The 21,064-nt window shown below is 44.3% G+C and carries 24 protein-coding genes and 1 other RNA gene; 18 read left to right on the top strand and 7 right to left on the bottom strand.

From position 1 onward, the window contains the following. The first annotated feature begins 57 nt into the window (after positions 1-57). The 7 genes from V1L65_RS20150 (at position 58) to rnpB (ending at position 6,944) form a co-directional block, all read left to right on the top strand. Positions 58-528: a YaiI/YqxD family protein gene (locus tag V1L65_RS20150; protein ID WP_331701035.1), complete on the top strand. Its 471-nt coding sequence runs from the start codon at positions 58-60 to the stop codon at positions 526-528. Between the two features lie 42 nt (positions 529-570). Beyond that, positions 571-2,403 carry a DNA primase gene (dnaG, locus tag V1L65_RS20145; protein ID WP_331701034.1) on the top strand — a complete coding sequence of 611 codons (1,833 nt, stop codon included), beginning with the start codon at positions 571-573 and terminating at the stop codon, positions 2,401-2,403. 36 nt (positions 2,404-2,439) lie between these two features. Continuing rightward, positions 2,440-3,570: an RNA polymerase sigma factor RpoD gene (gene rpoD, locus V1L65_RS20140; protein WP_331701033.1), complete on the top strand. Its 1,131-nt coding sequence runs from the start codon at positions 2,440-2,442 to the stop codon at positions 3,568-3,570. Between the two features lie 85 nt (positions 3,571-3,655). Next, positions 3,656-4,513, top strand: coding sequence for a hypothetical protein (locus V1L65_RS20135; protein WP_331701032.1), 858 nt, complete (start codon positions 3,656-3,658; stop codon positions 4,511-4,513). Continuing rightward, the gene (locus V1L65_RS20130) at positions 4,513-5,361 is read left to right on the top strand and encodes a tRNA (adenine(22)-N(1))-methyltransferase (protein ID WP_331701031.1); all 849 of its coding nucleotides are present in this window, start codon (positions 4,513-4,515) and stop codon (positions 5,359-5,361) included. The genes V1L65_RS20135 and V1L65_RS20130 overlap by 1 nt, the downstream gene beginning before the upstream one ends. Further along, the gene (locus V1L65_RS20125; protein WP_331701030.1) at positions 5,337-6,458 is read left to right on the top strand and encodes a Nif3-like dinuclear metal center hexameric protein; all 1,122 of its coding nucleotides are present in this window, start codon (positions 5,337-5,339) and stop codon (positions 6,456-6,458) included. The genes V1L65_RS20130 and V1L65_RS20125 overlap by 25 nt, the downstream gene beginning before the upstream one ends. 80 nt (positions 6,459-6,538) lie before the next feature. Then, positions 6,539-6,944, top strand: an RNA gene (gene rnpB / locus V1L65_RS20120) — RNase P RNA component class A. A 557-nt stretch (positions 6,945-7,501) separates the two neighbouring features. On the opposite strand, the gene V1L65_RS20115 is transcribed toward rnpB, so the two are convergent. After that, positions 7,502-9,379, bottom strand: coding sequence for a S8 family peptidase (locus tag V1L65_RS20115; protein WP_331701029.1), 1,878 nt, complete (start codon positions 9,377-9,379; stop codon positions 7,502-7,504). 158 nt (positions 9,380-9,537) lie between these two features. On the opposite strand from V1L65_RS20115, the gene V1L65_RS20110 reads away from it, so the two are divergent. From V1L65_RS20110 to helD, 6 genes are all read left to right on the top strand, one after another. Next, a complete protein-coding gene (locus V1L65_RS20110) occupies positions 9,538-10,038 on the top strand; it encodes a DUF3907 family protein (protein ID WP_331701028.1) in 501 nt (166 codons plus the stop codon). Between the two features lie 55 nt (positions 10,039-10,093). Further along, positions 10,094-10,306, top strand: a complete 213-nt coding sequence (locus tag V1L65_RS20105; protein WP_331701027.1) for a DUF1540 domain-containing protein — start codon at positions 10,094-10,096, stop codon at positions 10,304-10,306. 5 nt (positions 10,307-10,311) lie between these two features. Beyond that, complete coding sequence (locus V1L65_RS20100; RefSeq protein ID WP_331701026.1) at positions 10,312-10,752, top strand: DUF4190 domain-containing protein; 441 nt, start codon at positions 10,312-10,314, stop codon at positions 10,750-10,752. A gap of 211 nt (positions 10,753-10,963) precedes the next feature. Continuing rightward, a complete protein-coding gene (locus tag V1L65_RS20095) occupies positions 10,964-11,740 on the top strand; it encodes an ABC transporter ATP-binding protein (protein WP_331701025.1) in 777 nt (258 codons plus the stop codon). A gap of 2 nt (positions 11,741-11,742) precedes the next feature. After that, positions 11,743-14,133 carry a hypothetical protein gene (locus V1L65_RS20090; RefSeq protein WP_331701024.1) on the top strand — a complete coding sequence of 797 codons (2,391 nt, stop codon included), beginning with the start codon at positions 11,743-11,745 and terminating at the stop codon, positions 14,131-14,133. Between the two features lie 11 nt (positions 14,134-14,144). Further along, complete coding sequence (helD, locus tag V1L65_RS20085) at positions 14,145-16,481, top strand: RNA polymerase recycling motor HelD (protein ID WP_331701023.1); 2,337 nt, start codon at positions 14,145-14,147, stop codon at positions 16,479-16,481. A 74-nt stretch (positions 16,482-16,555) separates the two neighbouring features. Here helD and V1L65_RS20080 read toward each other — a convergent pair whose 3' ends face one another. The 6 genes from V1L65_RS20080 to V1L65_RS20055 are packed head-to-tail and all read right to left on the bottom strand — an operon-like array spanning position 16,556 to position 18,562. After that, positions 16,556-16,690, bottom strand: coding sequence for a YjcZ family sporulation protein (locus V1L65_RS20080; RefSeq protein ID WP_331701022.1), 135 nt, complete (start codon positions 16,688-16,690; stop codon positions 16,556-16,558). 51 nt (positions 16,691-16,741) lie between these two features. Then, positions 16,742-17,191 (bottom strand): spore germination protein GerPE, encoded by a 450-nt coding sequence (locus V1L65_RS20075; protein ID WP_331701021.1) that lies wholly within the window; start codon positions 17,189-17,191, stop codon positions 16,742-16,744. After that, the gene (locus V1L65_RS20070) at positions 17,184-17,411 is read right to left on the bottom strand and encodes a hypothetical protein (protein WP_432500531.1); all 228 of its coding nucleotides are present in this window, start codon (positions 17,409-17,411) and stop codon (positions 17,184-17,186) included. Before V1L65_RS20070 ends, V1L65_RS20075 begins: the two co-directional genes overlap by 8 nt. A 22-nt stretch (positions 17,412-17,433) precedes the next feature. Next, on the bottom strand, positions 17,434-18,087 hold the full coding sequence (gerPC, locus tag V1L65_RS20065; protein ID WP_331701020.1) for a spore germination protein GerPC: 654 nt from the start codon (positions 18,085-18,087) through the stop codon (positions 17,434-17,436). Between the two features lie 44 nt (positions 18,088-18,131). Continuing rightward, a complete protein-coding gene (locus tag V1L65_RS20060; protein ID WP_331701019.1) occupies positions 18,132-18,335 on the bottom strand; it encodes a spore germination protein GerPB in 204 nt (67 codons plus the stop codon). Further along, positions 18,332-18,562 carry a spore germination protein gene (locus V1L65_RS20055; protein ID WP_331701018.1) on the bottom strand — a complete coding sequence of 77 codons (231 nt, stop codon included), beginning with the start codon at positions 18,560-18,562 and terminating at the stop codon, positions 18,332-18,334. Before V1L65_RS20055 ends, V1L65_RS20060 begins: the two co-directional genes overlap by 4 nt. 226 nt (positions 18,563-18,788) lie before the next feature. Between V1L65_RS20055 and V1L65_RS20050 the strand changes: the two genes are divergently transcribed. The 5 genes from V1L65_RS20050 (at position 18,789) to yidD (ending at position 20,535) form a co-directional block, all read left to right on the top strand. Then, entirely contained in the window at positions 18,789-19,214 is a 426-nt protein-coding gene (locus tag V1L65_RS20050) for an Hsp20/alpha crystallin family protein (RefSeq protein WP_331701017.1), read from the top strand. A 118-nt stretch (positions 19,215-19,332) separates the two neighbouring features. Further along, positions 19,333-19,533, top strand: a complete 201-nt coding sequence (locus tag V1L65_RS20045) for a hypothetical protein (protein WP_331701016.1) — start codon at positions 19,333-19,335, stop codon at positions 19,531-19,533. A 33-nt stretch (positions 19,534-19,566) separates the two neighbouring features. Next, entirely contained in the window at positions 19,567-19,791 is a 225-nt protein-coding gene (locus tag V1L65_RS20040) for a hypothetical protein (RefSeq protein ID WP_331701015.1), read from the top strand. Between the two features lie 73 nt (positions 19,792-19,864). Then, entirely contained in the window at positions 19,865-20,302 is a 438-nt protein-coding gene (locus V1L65_RS20035; RefSeq protein WP_331701014.1) for a Fur family transcriptional regulator, read from the top strand. Then, positions 20,299-20,535: a membrane protein insertion efficiency factor YidD gene (gene yidD / locus V1L65_RS20030; protein WP_331701013.1), complete on the top strand. Its 237-nt coding sequence runs from the start codon at positions 20,299-20,301 to the stop codon at positions 20,533-20,535. Before V1L65_RS20035 ends, yidD begins: the two co-directional genes overlap by 4 nt. Positions 20,536-21,064: the final 529 nt, after the last annotated feature.

The following is a 21,064-nucleotide window of genomic DNA, read 5'->3' as shown; positions in this document are numbered from 1 at the left end:
GCATTATTGTTGCGGCATATAATAACCGCTTAAGTGAACAAATGGAGAGTGGTTAAAATGTGTAGGCAAAGCCCTGCTATAATCGTTGATGCCGATGCTTGTCCCGTAAAGCAGGAAATTATATCAGCAGCAGCCGATTTTTCGGTTCATGTATGTATGGTTGCTTCTTTCGATCATAGGCTCGCAGATCATGCCGGCGTTGAGATTGTACAGGTTGACCGCAGCAATCAGTCGGCCGATTTATATATCGTGAACAGAACCCGCAAAGGCGACATCGTAGTGACGCAAGATTTTGGACTGGCATGTATTGCGCTTGCCAAAGGTGCATTAGTAATATCGCCTCGAGGAGAGGAATATACGAATGATAATATTGATTATTTGATGGAGCGCAGGCATGTGCAAGCCAAAATCAGACGTGGCGGAGGCCGGACAAAGGGACCAAAGCCGCTTATGCCGGAGGATCGAGAAAGATTTCAACAAAAGTTGACAAAAGTTTTGCAAAACTTGCAGGAGAACTCGGAAATTTAGCGAATATTACTTACGTGTTACTAGGATGAAGGTGATGAACTATTGTCTTATGGCAAAATTCCACAGGAGGTTATTGATGCGGTAAGAGCGCGTCATGACATAGTTGAAACAGTTGGGAAGTACGTTCATCTCACGAAGCACGGCAAATATATGAAAGGATTATGTCCATTTCATTCAGAGAACACTCCTTCTTTTACGGTTACGCCTGAGCTTCAAATTTTCCATTGCTACGGCTGTGGAAAGGGCGGAAATGTTATTCGCTTCGTAGAAGAGATGGAAGGCTACTCGTTTCCTGAGGCGGTTCGCGTGCTTGCAGAAGATTCAGGCATTCCCGTAACTTGGAGCTCGCCAGAAGGCGGATCGGCTGCAAGCAAGGATCCTGAGCGGACAAAAGCAATTGAAGCGCATGAGCTGACCGTTAAGTTTTATCACTATGTGCTGAATAACACCAAGCAAGGGCTTGAGGCGAAGCAGTATTTAAAAGAAAGAGGAATGAGCGATCGGCTGATTGGTCAGTTTCAAATCGGCTATGCACCTGATGAGTGGGATATATTAACACGTTTCCTTTCCAAACGCGGCTTTGATATGGAGCTGATGGAAAAATACGGCCTTGTAGCTGCCAAGCAGGACGGCAGCGGCTATGTAGACAGATTTCGCAGTCGAATCATATTTCCAATACATGACCGCGACGGCAGCGCTATTGCGCTTGCCGGACGAATAATAGGAGAAGGTCAACCCAAATATTTGAATTCGTCTGAAACGAAGCTGTTTACAAAGAGCCGCACGCTTTATAATCTGCACCAGGCAAGGCCAGCCATTAGAAAAAGAAAGCAAGCCGTTTTGTTTGAAGGCTATATGGATGTCATTAAAGCTTGGCATGCTGGACTAAGCAATGGCATTGCAACGATGGGTACCGCGCTGACGGAAGAGCATTGCGCTATATTGAAACGGCAGGCACAGGAAGTTATTGTATGCTATGACGGCGATGATGCCGGGCAAGCAGCAGCTTTAAAGTCCATTCCACTTTTAGAAGCCGCCGGTTTGAAGGTTATGATTGCGATGCTGCCCAGAGGCAAAGACCCGGATGATTATATTAGCGAATATGGTGCAGAAGCGTTTTTGCGGACTACCCTTGACGATAGTGTTTCTGTTACAAAATTCAAGCTACTATATTCAAAGAAAAACCATATAATGTTAAATGAAGAGGGCAGAAAAAACTACTTGATGGAAGCGATCGAAACGATTGCTGATGTCGAGACGTCTACAGAGAGAGAAATTTATTTGAAGGAGCTTTCCAAAGAATTTGATATCTCGCTAGATGCTTTGAAGCAGGATTGTCATCAATTGCGGCTTGAAAGGCAAAAAAACAATCCGCAAAGGGATAATAACGACAATTCGTGGAATAATGGTAGGAATGAAAACCGGCGTACAAGCGATAGACCTGTCTTAATGCCCGCATATACTTACGCTGAGCGTAGATTGCTTCACGTAATGATTCGAGATCGTGATGTAGCACAAACAGTGCATGAACGCATTAACGATGCGTTTAATGTAGCTGATCATGCAGCAATTGCTGCTTATTTATATGCTTATTACGCACAAGGCTATGAAGCCGACGCTGCCCGCTTTATGGAGACGCTGCACGATGCACGGCTGGAGCAAGTGACAGCTTCCATTTTAATGATGGACGGCGATATGCCGTTTGATGAGGATATAATGGAAGAATTTGTAGAACAAATTATAAAAGTGCCTCAATTACGCATCATCGAGCAAAAGAAAGAAGAGATGATTCGGGCAGAGCGAGCTGGCGATGCCATTACGGCAGCAAAAATGTTAAGCGAGATTATAACCCTAGAGCAACAGTTAAAAGGTTGACCTGATTAACGCATCTAGGGAGGAGGGAGTCGGAAGATGGCGAATGATCAACATACTGAACTGGATACTGAACTAAAATTAGATCGTGTCAAGGATCAGCTCATTGAGCAAGGCAAAAAACGATCAACACTAACGTACAAAGAAATTATGGAGAAGCTGTCTCCGTTTGACCAGGATCCAGAGCAAATCGATGAATTTTTCGAGCAGCTGGACGATCTTGGCATCGAGGTTCAAAACGAAAGCGAAGAGGAGCATCCGCTTGGCAGGCCGAATGATGATCAAGAGCGGGAGCAGGATGAATTTAATTTTGATGATGATTTGGCGCTTCCGCCAGGCATTAAAATTAACGATCCCGTTCGGATGTATCTAAAAGAAATTGGCCGGGTTCCATTGCTTTCTGCCGATGATGAAATTGAACTTGCAATTCGAATCGAAAATGGCGATGAGGAAGCAAAGCGAAGATTGGCTGAAGCTAACTTGCGACTAGTAGTAAGTATTGCCAAGCGTTACGTTGGTCGTGGAATGCTGTTCCTGGATTTGATTCAAGAGGGTAATATGGGGCTAATTAAAGCGGTTGAGAAATTCGACCATCAAAAGGGCTTTAAATTCAGTACCTATGCGACCTGGTGGATTCGCCAGGCGATCACTCGCGCAATTGCTGACCAAGCGCGTACGATACGTATTCCCGTTCATATGGTTGAAACCATCAACAAGCTGATTCGCGTGTCCAGACAGCTCCTTCAAGAGCTTGGACGCGAACCGACTCCTGAAGAAATTGCTGCAGAGATGGAGCTAAGCACGGAGAAGGTTCGTGAAATTATGAAAATCGCTCAAGAACCGGTTTCTCTTGAAACGCCAATCGGCGAAGAAGACGATTCGCATTTAGGCGATTTCATCGAAGATCAGGAGGCGCTAGCCCCGGCTGATGCTGCAGCTTATGAGCTGCTGAAAGAGCAGCTTGAGGATGTGCTGGATACTTTGACTGAGCGTGAAGAAAATGTGCTGAGACTTCGCTTCGGATTGGATGATGGCCGCACAAGAACGCTTGAAGAGGTTGGCAAAGTATTCGGTGTTACACGCGAGCGTATCCGTCAGATTGAAGCGAAAGCGCTGCGCAAGCTGCGTCATCCTAGCCGCAGCAAGCGATTGAAGGATTTCCTAGAATAAATGCTGGATAACATGACCTTTCTGCCTCGGCAGCGAGGTCTTTTTTCCAAGTACAGCAAAATAATTGAATGACTTCCATATGCTTATGAAAGGAAACAGAGCTTATATGAATCAGGAACGCAGGCAAATTATAGTCAATGAAATTATTAACTGGCGAAAAAGCAAGCTGCTTCCGGATCAATATTGCGATTTCCTGTTGAATCTATACGCAGATGATGAAGAGACTACAAGCATTCAGCAGCAGCAAAGCGCAGTCGGTAAAGCAGTTGCAACGATTCAAAAGGCAACAGGCCTACAGTGGTTCCTTACTTTAGGAACATTTACCTTTATTTCCATTCTTGTGTTTTATTTTAGCCGTTTTCCGACCACTTTGCAAATTTCTGTAGTTGTCCTCGGAACGATAGCACTTTTATGGATGGGAGCGCGAATTCGCAAGCGCTCAGAAAGCTCGGGCATAGCCTGCATTGGAATCGCCATGCTGGTTCTGCTTGGCGGCGGATTATACATATTGAATCTTCATGAATGGGAAGATATGCTTTGGAAAATTTTACTGCTTAGCGCATGTGCTCTGCTATGGATTATTTGCGGCATTAAAATGAATATTCCTATGCTCCATCTAAGCGGCTGGTTAGCCTCATTACTTGTTTATGGATGGATGCTGTATACTTATACTACCGAACCGAAATGGTTCGAGATTCAGCTGTACTGGCTGCCGATTGCAGTAATATTCGGCTGGACTAGCTGGTTTATACACCGATGGTCCAAACCGGTTGCAGCCGTGCTTTTTGTTATATGTGCACTGGTCTGGTTTATGCCTGAAGTTTACTCTTTGCTGGCTTTCGAAGGAACAGCTATTATACAATTGCAAATTTTATTTAAAATCGCGCTGGGAGGAGCAGTACTTTTCCTTATGCGCAAACGATGGATGGTGTGGGTAGTCTAATGGTAAAACTGTCAAAACGATTGCAAGCAATTGCAGATTATGTAACAGAAGGCTCAATTGTTGCTGATATAGGCTCAGATCATGCACTGCTGCCCGTATACTTGCTGCAAAATGGAAAATGCTCCTCCGCAATTGCAGGCGAGCTTAATGCAGGTCCTTTTCATGCAGCGAAGAAGCAAGCCGCTTCAGCTGGATTGAGCCACCTTTTGGACGTTAGACAGGGAGATGGCTTATCTGTTCTGACAGGCGAGGGTGAAGCAGATACAGTAACGATTGCAGGCATGGGCGGAAGCTTAATGCGTGATATTCTTGAAGCTGGCAGAGTGAATGGGAAGCTGCATGGCGTGCGAAAGTTAATCCTTCAGCCAAATGTTGGCGAGGAGGCAGTAAGGCGCTGGCTTGCAGAGCATAAATGGTATTTAATTGAAGAGGCAATTATTGAAGAAGACGGTAAAATTTACGAAATGCTTGTTGCCGCAAATGATTTGACGGAAAATGAGCTGAATGCAGTGATGAATCGTTTATCTCCTTCTGAAACGAGCATAAGTCAGACAGAGGACAAATATAGCTTTTATCTCAGCCTGGCTTATGACGGCAGCTTTCTTAACAGCAAGCTGGATAAGGTCATTGCTGCAGATGTCGTCTACAAAATGGGACCTTATTTGCTTCGCAAGCCGGAAAAGGTTTTTATAAGCAAATGGGAAGGAGAGCTCGATAAGCTGAATTGGATTTGCCGGCAGCTGGAGGGCTCAGACAAACAGGATGCAGCGGAGCGTCAGGCTGCATTCCGTAATGAAATTAAAGTATTGGAGGAGGTATTGCGATGCTTATCAACGGACAAGCGCTAATTCAGCTTCTGGAGCAGCTGGCGCCAAAGCGCTATGCTGTAGAGAATGATCGGATCGGCTTGCAGCTTGGTACACTTAATAAGCCAATATCAACCGCACTCGTTGCATTAGATGTGACGGATGAGGTGGTCGAGGAAGCAATCGCGGCTAAGGCTGAGCTCATTATTGCTCATCATGCGATTATATTTCGGCCGCTTGCCAAAATCGATACTTCGACTCCGGTGGGGAAGCTGTATGAAAAATTAATAAAAAATGATATTGCCGTATATATTTCACATACAAATCTCGATGTGGCTGAAGGCGGCATTAATGATTGGCTTGCGGATCAGATCGGTATCGAGAAAAGCGGCCGCACCTTTTTGGAACAGGTGTACCAGGATGATTGGCTGAAGCTTGTTGTTTATGTGCCGGAAAGCCATGTAGATGCAGTGCGTGCAGCTTTATGGCAGGCTGGCGCCGGAGAGATTGGCAATTATAGCAGCTGCAGCTTTGCTGTACGCGGTGAAGGTACATTTTTGCCTGGAGAAGCAACTAACCCTTATGTAGGGACGAGCGGCAAGCTGGAGAAGGCTGAAGAAATTCGGCTGGAAACAGTTATTCCAGCCAGCAAGCATAGAAAAATTGTATCGGCGATGATTAGGGCGCATCCTTACGAAGAAGCTGCCTATGATGTGTTTCCGACATTGCTCGAAGGCAGAAGCTATGGACTAGGCAGAGCAGGGAAGCTGGAGCAGCCTGCCGTACTTGGCGAGCTTGCTGAGCGCCTCAAAACCGCATTTGATGTTCCTGTGCTTCGGGTTGTAGGAGCGCTTGATACGCCTATTAGAAAAGCAGCCGTATTAGGCGGCTCAGGCGCAAAATATGTAGGAAAAGCTAAGTTTGCAGGCGCAGATGTGCTCGTGACAGGCGATATCGACTATCATACAGCGCATGATGCTTTGGCTGCAGGCATGACTATAATTGATGCGGGCCATAATATAGAAAAGGTCATGAAGCAGCAAGTTGCGGATTGGCTGGCTGACAAATTGCTTGCAGAGAAAATGGACACTAAAATTGTCGCGTCCAAGCTGCATACAGAACCTTTCCAATTCGTATAAACTGGTTAACTATAGCTATTTATCCTGTTATTTATACTTGAGCTTTCGTGTATTACCTTGTATACTTAACGATGCACCGGAAAGTTTGACAGACAATCGCTGGCAGTCTTTGTTACTGCGAGAGGAAAGTCCGGGCTCCATAGGGCAGGATGCTGGATAACGTCCAGTCAGCGCGAGCTGAAGGATAGTGCCACAGAAATGGACCGCCGATGATCGGCTTCAAGCCGAAACAGGTAAGGGTGGAACCGTGGTGTAAGAGACCACGAGGAGCATAGGTGACTATGTTCCTGGTAAACCCCATCTGGAGCAAGACCGAGAGGACAGAGCAGCCTAGAGCTGCAGCCCTGACCCGGGGCGTGTCCGGGTTGGTTGCTGGAGCTGTACAGCAATGTACAGCCTAGATAGATGATTGTCACTTCCCGTGGGAGGGTCGTTCCCGTTATTACCACCAGGAGTACAGAACCCGGCTTATGGCAAGCTTTCCGCACGAGTTATTATTAAACAATAATACGAATATTGATCATCGGTTTGATTATTGATTATCATTTTGATTTGATTTTGCACTATTGAGCAAAAAGCGTTGTTGTAAAAATCTAACGAAGATATGTGGCCTTATTTGGTTCAAATGATGCTTAAAAACGAGGATTATTCACACATAGAGCTGCTAATCTTTGTTAGAATTATTTTTCAACAGCCTGAGAAATACACTGCGATTTTGCAGGATCAATACTGTACTGAACAGATCATCCTTGTTTAAGGAATAAGACCGCTTTCTCATTATGAGAAGCGGTCTTTTTTATCGTTCTTTGTTGATCCTGTTATTCAATAACAAATAACAACGTAATTAAAATTTTTATTTCAATTTAATAAAATACAAAGCGGACACAGAAACAGCTATTCACTTGTTTCGTCTTTTTGTAGACCGAAAGATCGTGAGTAAGAATATCTCTGTGTCCGTGATAAATCGTTAAGTTTCAAGCAGCATCTAAATGCATCAGGATTGGATTACTTGCACTAAATGCTTTAGATCGTAAAGTGAAGCACTACGATGCTTGATTAGCAATGCGCTCCAGTCTTTTCTTTACCTGGCTCGGGAACATTTGCAGAGTGCCAGTGTAATTGCTTGCTGCTTGAAGCGCTTTGTCTACGTCTACCTCGCCATAGCCGAAATAAATATCTTTTCCAGGATCGCCAAGGTCTACGGTGCAGTTGCGCATAATATTCATAACTTCCTCATTGGTCAGCTCTGGCCGCACAGATCTGATTAGCCCCGCTAATGCCGCCACATGCGGTGTTGACATCGATGTGCCGGACAAAGCGGCATATTGATTGCCTGGGTAGGTGCTGGCAATACTTTCACCTGGTGCTGCAACATCGATATAGTCGCCATAATTGGAGAAGGAGGCGCGCTGCTTGCCGCTATTGGTAGCCGCAACCGCAAATACTTCCGGATAAGCTGCCGGGTAGCCTGGACGGTCTGTATTGTCATTGCCGCTGGCTGCGACCAGCACAACGTCGCGTTCATAGGCATACTTGACCGCATCATGCAAAAACTCTGCATTGGCATAATTGCCAAGCGACATATTGATTACTTTAGCACCATGATCTACCGCCCAAATAATACCTTGAGCTACAGAATAGGTAGACCCGGCGCCGCTGCTGTCCAGCACTTTGACCGGCATAATTTTATTGAACCAGGAAACGCCTGCAACGCCTTCTGTATTGTTGACAGTCGCTCCGATAATACCGGCAACGTGAGTACCATGACCTACATCATCCTCCGGCATTTTGGAAGGGTCTACTATATTTGTTCCATCCACAAATCTTCCGGCAAGGTCAGGGTGATTCGTTTGAACGCCAGTATCAAGAACCGCAATAATTACATCATCTGTGCCCTTGGAAATGTTCCAGCCTTTTTCAGTTTCAATAGACGGCAAATTCCACTGATACTTGGAATAAAGCACATCATTTGGAATAACCGGAGATTGCTCGCTGCCTAAAGCTTCATTTGTTTCGTTTGTTTCATTCGTTAAATATAAATAATGAGGCTCGGCAAATTCAGGCTTCCAGTTTGCCTTGAAGTATTGAATGAGCTCTTTAGCTTCAACATGAGTCGATCTGAAAATATAGCTGTCCTGCAGCTGCTGAATTACTTTTGCCTGTACTTCTTTTTCAATTTGGGCAAGCTCTTTGTCATTCAATTCGCGATGAAAATGCACGACTGCATCTTTAATGTGATAATGGCTTGCATTTTGGTTATCCTCGCCATTTTTGACAGTAACATCTTTGGTCGTATTAGGCAAAACAGATTCAATCCGATAATTACCCTCTGCAGGATACGGAATTAAACGCAAATTACGCTTTTGATGTGCTTCGACAGATTTTAAAACATCTTTTTTCATTACCGCGATTGCGCCATGGCCGGCTGCAGACTCATCAGGTATGGCTACAATACGGAACAAGCTGCCTTTGTCACAGTGAAAAGAATCTGAAATATACATTTCATTCGTTTTTATTTTGCTTGATGCTTCCAGCAGCAATTGATCTGCCAAGCCGCTTCTCGTGGGCGGAAGCTTTCCCTTCGCTAAGCTTGATTGCGGCTGTGTAACGGAAATGTAAACAAGATAAGGATGTTCCTTCATAAGTGAGTCAATTGCCTGATTCAAATTTGAATGACCATGAATAGATTGAAGGAGTTGTTTCAAATCTTTTTTTGTTTCATCCGTCATTAATTGGGAAGTCGCTTTTATATCCCGCTCAAGTGCTGCTTGCTTGAATGATTGCTCTTGTACGGGATGCACGGCCTGAGGTGTTACGTGATTCATTTTTTGTTTCGATTTAGGTGTTGTTAAAGTAGCTGCAGGCAGCAGCAAGGCGATAAGCGCAATAATGGTGAAGCCGGTAACCCATGCTTTGGACATATTTAGTGAGGCCTCCTGTAGTCGTTCTTTGCATAGTTAGGGTTGCTATTCGTGCATTTTTTTATTCGATTTAGAAGTTATATCGCTTTGCCTTTATTTGTGGTACTATATTGATGTTTCGACTTTGTTTGTGGCAGGTATGAAAGGGGATTTACCAAATGTTGTCAGCTAATGTCAGAGCATTAAGTGAGATGGCAAGCGATCGGTTAAAAGAAGTTATTGAGCTGCTGGAGCCGTTCTTAAATAAATATTGTTTGAGTCAGCTCGCTGAAGATGATGGAACAGATGAAGCAGTAGCTTATTATTCCGGTTTGCTTTCCGACTTGCGGCATTTGCTAGTATTTTCCGAAGTATGCTCTGAAAAATTATGGGTGCTGCACCGCAGGCAGCAGGCGACTGACGAGCTCGCGGCAAAAACGTTATATGAAGTGTATCAGCAATGTATTAATGTATTTTTTTATCCCAAAAATGAATGCTACTCAGAGGATGGCAGATATGCATATACAGGTCAGGATGCGATCAGATTTAGATATAAGCCTAATCCAGCTGTACGCGCTTTGATTCTTGATTTGGCCAAAATTTTCGAGGAACTGCGCGATGAGTTAGCCTTTTATGAAAATGACTATATGACGCAAAAACGAATGCAAGCACAAAAATAAGGCAGAATGAATCACTTCTCATCGGGGGAACCTTGATAGTGGAGGTGATTTTTTTATGCCAAATGGCGTAAATTGCAGCGTATCGAATTGCAGCTATTGGAAGGAAGGAAACCGTTGTAATGCTGATGAAATTCTTATTGATATCGATCAGCATGCACAGGAAAATTTCCAAGAGGAATTTGCTGCAGACGATTTAGGCCTTTACCATCAAGATGAAGCTATTGAATCATCTGCAACCTGCTGTCAAACATTCAAGCCTAAGGGGTGAGCATAATGGATCGAGATAAGGATCAACTGGACGAGCACTCTGATTTTGATTCATTCATGACCAATTGGAGCAGCCCTGATTTGGATGACATGAGCGTAATGAAGGAAAATGATGAAGAGTTTGCAGCTGAATTTGCATATGCAGATCCAAATTTGCATGCAAGCAGTGAAGCAGGCAGGAATTATAATGAAAGTATTGATAATCGCGAACTTGATGAGGTGGATGCCAGTGAAGCCAATCAGGCGCTTGGCTGGGCCGGATTAGTGTTTGCGATAGCATCATGGTTTATATGGCCTTTAATAATGGGCGTAGTTGCAATTGTGCTTGGAATTATGGCTTACCGAAGCAATAGCCGTACGCTTGGCGGCTGGGCGATTGGCTTGGGCGCCGCGACATTAGCCTTTAATTTAGTTGTAGTGCCACTGTATTATTCCTTTATTGCATAATATTTTAAAAAACTTGTTGTAAGAAGCTGCTGATATGGAATCCCATATCAACAGCTTCTTTTTATTATTTCATTGGTACCGGGCTCGTTTTAAGGACGGCGGAAGCCGTATAACCTTTGCGCAACTTTCGATAAACAAGGATTTCTTGTATGATAGTAGAAGATATTTAAGTTTGTTATTCTAGCATTAACAGTTTGGGTGGGGTGAAACTATGATAGTTGAGATGAAGGACATTACATGGGAGCGCGGTGATGACACGATTCTGCAGGGTGTGAGCTGGTCAATTGCAAGCGGCGAGCATTGGTGCTTGCTTGGCCTTAACGGCTCGGGGAAAACTACGCTGTTAAATATGATTAACGGTTATATTTGGCCTACCAGCGGCTCTGTAGCAGTATTAGGACACAAATTTGGAGAATATGATTTGCGTGAGCTGCGTAAAAGCATCGGCTGGGTAAGCACATCACTGCAGCAAAAGCTGTATGCAACGGATTCGGCGTTGAAAACAGTGCTTAGCGGAAAATATTCAACAATTGGCGTTTATGATGAAATAACTGCCGAGGATGAGCAGGAAGCGGAGCGGTTGCTGGAGCAGCTCGGCTGTCAATCCTTTGCGCACAGAAATTATGGCAATTTGTCTCAAGGCGAAAAGCAGCGAATATTGATAGCACGGGCGCTTATGAATAAACCGAAGCTGCTGATTCTTGATGAGCCTTGTACGGGTCTGGATATTTTTGCTAGAGAGCAGCTTTTGTCCATGATCGACCGCATTGCCAAGCAGGATAATGCGCCGACATTAATTTATGTCACCCATCATGTTGAAGAAATATTACCTTGTTTTACTAAAACGTTTTTAATAAAATCCGGCAAAGCGTATGCTGAAGGATATACAGAGAGTGTGCTTCATTCGGAAACGATGAGCGATTTTTTTGATGTAAATGTCAAAATTGAAAAAAGAAACGGGAGAAATTGGCTGGAGGTTGTAGGATAACAATGCAAGTCAAAATAGGCTATTCGAGCAATCGCAAGCTGATTGATAGATTTAGCCGGATTTATGCGATGAAATATCGCCTTGATGGTGCAAGAAGTCATGTAGCTGTTGGAGCTTTAATTGCATTAAGTGTAGTTGCTGTACTGCTTGCAGCAAGAGGAGTGCCTACCGGACTGGGGGTCTGGATTGACTTTGGCGCTGCAATTGCAGCCAATTTACTCGGTCTAGCTATTTTTGTGCCCATCGTCAGTTTTTTATTTACGCTGATACGTCTGCCGATTCCACGTAAAGTATGCGCAGCTGCTATTTTTTTGTTTTTAGAAGTTTATTTTATATTGAGTTATGCCGAGCTAGGACGACCTATATCTATTGTTTTCGCATTTATTTATTGCTCGTTCGGCATTTGCTCAGGTTATTTTCTGGGCTGGCTCTATTACGCCCGGCTTAAATCTGTATCAAAAATAATAATGGCGGCGCTAGGTACTATAATTATGACTGCATTGTTAACGGTACTTGCTATAAATGGACCATCTGCAGTGCCTGAACGCGATAAGCATTTTACAGACAGCTGGGTAGCTAACGACAACGCTGCAGCAGTGCTGGAGACGGATAATCCAGCTGAGCCAGGGCAATATGCTTATCATAAATATACGTATGGAAGCGGCAAGGATAAGCATCGCAAATGGTTTGGCAGCCAGGTTGATCTCATTTCTGATCCAGTAGATGCTTCTTCTTACATTACGCATTGGTCTTGGCTGAAAAAAGCTTTTTGGGGGTTCGACGCCGCCGGGTTGCCAGTTAATGGCACAGTATGGATGCCAGAAGGCAAGGGCCCTTTTCCGCTAGCTTTAATCGTTCACGGCAATCATCTTATGGAATATTTCTCCGATGAAGGCTATGAATATTTGGGCGAGCTGCTTGCCAGCAGAGGCATAATAGCTGTATCGGTCGATGAAAATTTTTTGAACTATTCAGCATGGTCGAGCATTCCGGATAACGATATGCTAATGCGTGCTTGGGTGCTTCTGCAGCATATTAACCAATTAAAGAAATGGAACAGCAGCGCAACTATATTTGAAAATCAAATTGATATGCACAATTTAGCTATAATTGGACACTCTAGGGGAGGGCAGGCTGCTGCTATGGCAGCAGACCGTGATCGATTCTTCGACGATGCTGCTGCGCTGCCTGACAAGGAGGAGTATACTGTAAAAGCAGTTGTCGCATTAGCGCCTACCGATACAGCCATTCAAGATCAATATGCAGAGCTTAAAGATACGTATTATTTAACGCTGCAAGGCGCTCGAGATGCGGATGTTAACAATTTTTTTGGAGAAAGGCAATATGCCAGAGTCAGTTTAAGCGGGGAAAATAGGTTTAAAGCTGCGCTATATATTGCAGATGCAAATCATAGCCAGTTTAACTCCAAGTGGGGGACGATGGATGAAAGTTTGCCGGGCGGATTGTTTTTGAATCGCAATGGCATGCTATCGAAGCAAGAGCAGCAAAATATTGCAAAGCTTTATGTGTCGGCATTTCTAGAAGCTGCTTTAAATGATAAATTTGAATTTAAGCAGCTATTTCAAGATTACCGCAGCGTCACTGACTGGCTGCCTGATACACAGTATATAAGCCGTTACGAGGAATCCAGCTTTGTGCCGATTGCTCCAGGACCTATTGTGTCGGAGCAAAATGCAGTTGGCATGACAGGCTGGAATGAAGCCTATGCCAAAAATCGAGATGGGCAAAGCAAGGATGTAAAAGGGATTGAGCTGGAATGGGAAGAAGCGGGTGCGCAATATGATTTGCTGCTGTCCGACATGGCTTCAGATGAGCTTGGCGGATTAGGCGAAGCAAATTTTGTATTTTCTTTAGCGAATATGGAGCATGAGTTAATCGAAGCGGCAGGCAGCGAGACGCCAGAGCAGAGTAATGAACAGCAAGGGGCTAATGCCTCGCAGCAAGCTAACAGCGATAGCGCTGAAGCAGAAGGGAATAGGCTGGAGCCTTCTGCAAGCTTTGTCCCCGCAGATGCGGAACAGGAAAGAGCAGAGCAGCTGCCCCCAACGCCGGTTGTGGAGATTGAGCTTGAAACAGACAGCGGCGAAATATTAGTGCTGGAGCTAAATGATCATATGCCGGTTGCCGCGCCGATGTATGCAAGCTTTACATCGCTGTCATGGCTGGAGCAGCGCATTAAAAACGAAAAATATAAACAGCCGGCAGAAACGGTTTTTCAAACATTTGTTGTCCCCATGGACTTATTTACTTTCATTGATTCCGATAAAAATAAAACAGCAAAAGTAGATCCTACAGCTATTCAACGGATTACATTCCGCTTTCAGAGCGGCCCTGGTAAGATTATGCTGTCCGACATTGGATTTATGAGTTAGGAGGTTTGTGGATGACTAGTGATAAGACAGGTATGGAGCTTGCGGATACGAAGCAGATTGAAAATAAAAATGAGGAATGGCAGCAAGAGCAGCAAAGAGTCAACCAGGTTGTTGCGGTTATTGAGAGCCTGATTGAACGGAAAAGCGAGGAAAGCATTCAGCTCAAGGATGATATTGTCGATTTCCGCAAAAACTTTTGGGATGATGTGACGATAAATTTTGAAGATGCCGCAGAAACAGCTGAAACCTATGCAAGCATGAAGCAGCAGGCAGAAATATTATCAGAGAGAGAGCGCAGCCAACTTCATATGGAGAAGCAGCTTAAAGTGATGCTCAAGCTGAAGCAATCTCCATATTTCGGCCGTATCGATTTTGTTGAAGCCGGCTATGAATCTCAGGGGGCAGAGCAAATCTATCTTGGCATCGGGTCATTGTTTGACGAAGATACGCAGCAGTATTTAATTTATGACTGGCGAGCTCCGATCTCCAGCCTTTACTATGATTACGGCCCTGGTGCGGTCCGCTATAAAACGCCTGAAGGAACGATAGATGGCGAGATGATGCTGAAGCGGCAATTCATGATTAGAAACAGTGTCATAAAAAGTATGTTTGATGCTGGCGTCACGATCGGCGATGAGCTGCTGCAGGAAGTGCTGGGCAAGCATTCTGATGCTCAGATGAAAACGATTGTAGCAACCATTCAGCAAGAGCAAAATCAAATTATTAGAAATGAGAAGGCAAGACTGTTAATTGTTCAAGGAGCGGCTGGTAGCGGCAAGACGTCCGCTGCTCTTCAGCGGGCTGCATATTTGCTCTATCGTCATCGCGGTCAATTGAGCGCTAACCAGATTGTCCTATTTTCGCCTAATCCGATGTTTAATAGCTATATTGCAACTGTTCTTCCGGAGCTTGGAGAGGAAAATGTGGAGCAAACGACCTATCAGCAATATTTGGAGCATCGTCTCAATCAATATTATACGGTAGAAGATCCGTTTGTGCAGATGGAATATATGCTGACTGCAAAGCAAGATTCCAATTATGCAGCAAGAAAAGAATCGGTACGCTTTAAATCAAGCAAAGACTATATGTTGAAAATCGATGCGTTTATAACAGAGCTGGGCACTGCAGGGCTATTATTCAAATCCATCTCTTTTAGAGATGACGTGCTATTGTCGAGGGATGACATCAGCAAGCAGTTTTATGAGATTGATCCATCTATTTCGATTCCAAACCGCATGCGTCTGCTTGCGGCTAAGCTGTTGAAGCAATTAACCCTGCTCAGTAAGCAGGAACGGGAAAAGGAATGGGTTGAGGAAGAATTGGAGCTGCTTGACGATGAAGCGTTTATAGATGCCTATCAGGCATTAAGTCAAAAGGGCAAGTTTCAAGAAAATTCATTCAATGATTATGAATCAGAACGTGATTATTTGGCTGCGGCTATCGTGCAAAAGCAGTTTAAAAAGATACGCAGACATGTTAAGACACTGCGCTTCCTCGATGTCGACACGATGTATAAACAGCTGATAGATCGCTTGGAATTATCGAAGAAGGCTGCAGAATATACGGGAGCGGAGCTTGACCAGGGCATAATGCCTTACGAGGATGCTACGCCGTACTTATATTTTAAAGAAAAGCTTGAAGGCTTCCAGACGAATACAAAAATAAAGCATATTTTTATTGATGAGGCTCAAGATTACACGCCTTTTCAATTTCATTACTTAAAACGGATTTTTCCTAATTGCAAAATGACTGTGCTGGGGGATGTTAATCAAACTATTTTTTCGCATAGTACGAATGACAGCGGATTTAAGCCCTTGACGCAATTGTTTGATCAACAGGATATTCAAACCTTCGTGCTTAATAAAAGCTATCGTTCCACCTTTGAAATCGTATCGTTTACAAGTCAAATTATTGATGGCGAGCAGTGGATAGAGCCGTTTCAAAGAAGCGGACCAGCGCCTACGATCACAAAGCTGTCCGTTCCAGGCTGGATGGAGCAAATTAAAAGCAGAATAGACCAGCTGCATGCAGATGGGCATTCGTCAATTGCGATTATATGTAAAACGGCTGAAGAAAGCGAAAAAGTATACAAAAAGCTCAAAAGCTTTGTTCCTGCTTTGAAATTGATTGAAAAGGAAACCGTTACGTTTGAAAAAGGATTGGCTGTGCTGCCTGTTTATTTGGCCAAAGGCGTTGAATTTGACGCGGTCATCATTAAAGATGCATCGAACGAGCGTTACGGCGAGGAAAGCGATAGAAGATTATTTTATACCGCTTGTACAAGAGCGATGCATGAGCTGCATATCTATTACGAAGCCGAGCCTTCGCCTTTTCTTAATATAAGGTGAAAACTTATACGTTCCTATATTTTAAAAAGAAACGGTTCGTCCTTGCACAAGGACGCTCCCGTTTCTTTTTTTGTTTAGAATACTCCGAAAAATCCTGAGCACAAAATAATGACTAGCAGGATGAATAGCACAAGGACTACTCCAGTACTATTGTTGCCGCAATGGCCTTCCCAAGGACCGCAATTAGCTCCGCCAAGAATGTATGCCATCGAGTATTAACCTCCTAAGCTGATTAAGATTGAATGGGTACTACATTAATACTATATGCGGCGTGTGTCCAGTTGAATTGGACGTTTGTACGGTAAACCCGGCATAATCGGCTTGAATTTTCTAAAATGCTTTACTCTGGAATCGGCTTTATACGTCTGGCTGTTGCCTGCGATAATAGAAACTGCTGTACTGACAGCAAGAATGTCAAGCTTTCCCACTTGTATCGTATCAGAATATAGTGTCCGTTTCATTTCTACCTGCGGCTCGGGCAGCAGAGCATTAAGGTCGGGCAGCGGATAGTCGAATAACGGATATGCCTCAAAATATTCTTCTTCAGAGGAAGGTGTTCTTTTTTGCTCCTGTACAGCAATGGCTCTAATGACCGCATTGGTAGATCTCCGATCACCGACCTGCAAGCTGGCTGAAGCGGCTATGCTTATTATTGAAATGCCGCCAATTTTAGAGGTGCGTTGCGGGATTTTAGCGTCTATTTCATTCATGATGCTTTAAGCCAGCTTCACAGGCTGCTCGTTCAACACCTTCCGGCTGTGGAAATGGGGCGATGGGGCTGACAATTACAGATTCGGGAGGCGTATCGAACATCGAGTACAGCTGGATATGCTCGGTATCTCCGATTTGAATGAGCGAGGCGCTCGACACCCCGAATATATCAATATGTCCAACGGACAAGCAATCATTATAAACATGAAAATTAATCATGCTTTAATTCCTCCAATGCGTTCTAGCTTATGTCTCCGCTTTGCAGCTGCTTTAAATAGGTTTGCATCGCAACTTCACTATCATGCTTCGTTTTATTCAGAACTTCCTGCTGCAGCTGCTCGTCAGATAGCCTATGCTGGGTTTGACTCGTCAGCATTTCTATATAAAAGCGGATGCGTCCAGGCAGCTGCTTTTCAATATCCTCCATAATGATGCGGCGATGGTGCGGGTCCAGCATAATTCGATATTCGTTTTCAAGCATTTGCAGCTTGGAAAGCCCTTCATAACCTAAATAGCCTTTCATTTTATTGAGTACACTGTCATAGGCTGGCGTTTTAAAAGCTGCTTTAGCAGCATCATTTTTAGTAAATTGGCCTTTTTGGGGAATAGAGAGCTGCTCGATTGGTTTATTGTCGCCAACTAAGCCTCCCATAGCCGCTGGGGCGCTCATTCCTATATTTAAAGTACCATCCAGCTGCTCGACCTTCAGCTGATCAAAATGATACTCAATGCTTTCAATATTGTAGGAGGGCTTAGCTTCCGCAATTTCTAATCGATCATTCAGCTGCTTCAGCTGCTTCTGAAGCTCTCCGACGGTATACTCCAGTCCTTGAATCGTTTGCTGAACTTTTAATGCCCAAGCTTGCCACGGCGAAGGTTGCTCTTCTATTTTCATAAACAAACCCCCTTCACTGTCTAGAACTTGATAGTATACGAAAATTATACAGGGTTAGGAAGCGGCACAAAGTTGAATGGAGTGGGCTCGGTTAGCTCGGGAGCCGGCTCAATAAACCCCCCAGTATTGTAAAGCTGAGAAATCCCGCTAATAGAGCCAGCGCTGCCAACCTGCAGCACAGAGCTATTCGAAACATTATCCACTTTAAAATGATTAATCGTAATATGCTGGTATACGGTCCAGTTCATACGACATTAACCCCTTCTGTCGTTGAGTTGTCTTGAACATCCGGATCTATCGAGTTGGTTGCATTCACACCCGTATTGGAGTTCGTCAAGCTGCCGGTCAGGAAGGAGCCTGAACCTGCGTAGCTTTTCGAGTTGCTTGTAGGACACACTTCAAGGGCATCGCCAAATTGAATGACAGAGCTGGATCCTACACTTATAATTTTTACAAATCCGACAACTGCAGGCATATCATCACCTACCTATTTCATTTAAATATAAGAAAGTATAAGTTTTTGCACCTTATATCTGTTCTAATATTTCATCGGTAAACGCGCCAGTCCAAAGAATGGAGCCGTTTATCCGTAGCTTGCAATATTGTATGCGGCAGCAGCCTATAGGTTACTAATTAGGATGTAGCCTGGAATTAGGCGCGTGCATAAGCTGAAGTAGAGTTTAAGAAGGGATGGGTTTAGTGTGGATTTTAAATGGAGTGATCTGGAAAAATGGCTGGAAAGCCAGAAGCTGCCTCAAGGCTTTGAGATGCTTCGCGAGCCGGGCTGGGTGGAGCAATTTGTCCGCAACATGATGACGCGGTCAATTCCGGAATCAGAAGAGGCATTTAACAGCGAGGTTGAAGTGGCAGTGACAGAAAGTGAGCAGTTTGTACATTTATCTTTTATGCCTCCTCCCGGGTGCCAGATAAGAAGGCTGCGCATTAAAGCGAGGGAGGATGCCGTACGTATTTCCGGGTTTCCGAATGGCGTTTCGAAAGAGGTGTCTTTGCCTGCCTTAATAAGAGCGAAGGAATGTCGGGCTTATATAAAAGAAGGGATAGTCCGCATAAAGCTGCGCAAAAGATCGGCACGCCGAGGCTGGGTGGAGCATTCCATTATCGAATAAGCTTGCATACTGTACTATTTTTGTCACGAACTAGAATGCTCTCTTGCTGGATTATAACGGAATTATCACTTATAATGGCTATTGAAGTGTTCATTTTGCGGCAAAAGGAGTGTCATTCGTGTCTTTAGTTGATATAAGCGATGTATCTGCATCATTATTTATTGTAGGCGCAGTATTTATACTGCTTACATTCGGATTGTTAAGCTTTGGAATTTTGCGCATGTTTCAGCAGAAGTTTCGTGCAGGCTGGATTTCCATTGCTTTAGCGGTAATTAGCTTCATTGTCTTTGTCTTTGTTATTAATAAATGGTACGCCTAGCAGCAAAGTTTATCGTTTAGCGGAGGAATGAACGTGACCTGGACTTTAATCTGGTTTTTAGTAAATATTGTATTTGTTACTTCGTTTATCTTTTTTCTATTCAGGCATCGTGCTTATTCGCAAGCCAAGCTGCAAGGCGCGTCTGACGAGCAGGTACAGCAGCTTAAACGGTTGAGCAATTGGAGCGGGCTGGTCAGTGCCTTGTTATTTTTAATAACAGCCGGAATTTTTATAGCAAATATGAAAATTAACGGATAGAAGGACTCTCCATTGACGAGAGTCTTTTTTTTGGGCATGATGGTAATAGAACTTTAATGTCGGAGGAATAATAATGCACACAGTCGACGAGATCGTAGAGAGAATGTCAGGGCAAGGGCTTCGCATTACAGATCAACGAAAAACATTAGCGCGTTTGTTTGCAGATACGCCGGGCTATTTGGCGCCAAAAGATATTTATGAATATATGGGCAAAACCTATTCCGGTCTCAGCTTTGATACGGTGTACCGCAATTTGCGGGTCATGGAGGAGCTGGGGGTGCTTGAGCAGGTCATGTTTGAAGAAGGGGTTAAGTTCAAGCTGCATTGCAAGGATCATGATCATCATCATCATATGATCTGCTTGCAGTGCGGTCATACGATACCCGTATCCTATTGCCCGATGGATCAAATTCCAGTTCCCGAGAAGTTTAAAGTAGTAAGGCACAAATTCGAGGTTTTCGGGTATTGCGAGGAATGCTCGTTTCAGGAATCGGCAAGTGAAGGGCAATGAACCCTGTACCCAAACGTATTTTACAAGCGCCCATCCATTTTTATCGCAAGGTCATCTCACCGCTTAAGCCGCCGACCTGCCGCTTCTATCCAAGCTGCTCCCTTTATGCGCTGGAAGCTATTGAGAAGCATGGCGCAGCCAAAGGCAGCTGGCTGGCGATGAAGCGGATTGCCAAGTGCCATCCCTTTCATCCCGGCGGATTTGATCCTGTGCCGGAGCGCAAGCAGCCATAAGCTGAAATGGGCTGATTTGATGTGCCGGAGAGCAAGAAGCCGTAAACAGAGGCGGATAGTTTGCAGACTGAATGCGCATTGGCAAAATCTTGACATTATATATGCAAATTATGTATAGTAGAAGTCAAATCATTGTTTATATAAGGAATGCCGAGGAACGGAAGAGTACAATTTCAAGCCGTGAGCAGAGAGCCGGGGCAGGTGAAAGCCGGTACGGAAATTGGATTGGAAGATGGCCCGGGAGGCACCATTTCTGAGTTTGAATGAGCATGCTCATTAAGATTAGGATTTGGCGTTCGGTCAGCGATAATGGCTTATCCGTCACCATACTGACGGAACACGAAGCGGTTTGTATAATAGCATGATGCTATTGTTGAATCGGAATTTGGGTGGTACCACGTGAGCAGAAGCTCTCGTCCCATTTTGGGCGAGGGCTTTTTTTGTTTTTTCTGGATGGCTCTTTAGCCGAGTCGTGGCAAATAAGACCGCTCAGCTTCGTTAAATTTTTAAAAGCCGGTTTTTTCGCACA

Source organism: Paenibacillus sp. IITD108, assembly GCF_036541265.1.
Taxonomy (GTDB): Bacteria; Bacillota; Bacilli; order Paenibacillales; family Paenibacillaceae; genus Pristimantibacillus.
The sequence above is the reverse complement of the archived record's forward strand: the minus strand, read 5'-3'. Positions and strand labels throughout refer to the sequence as shown.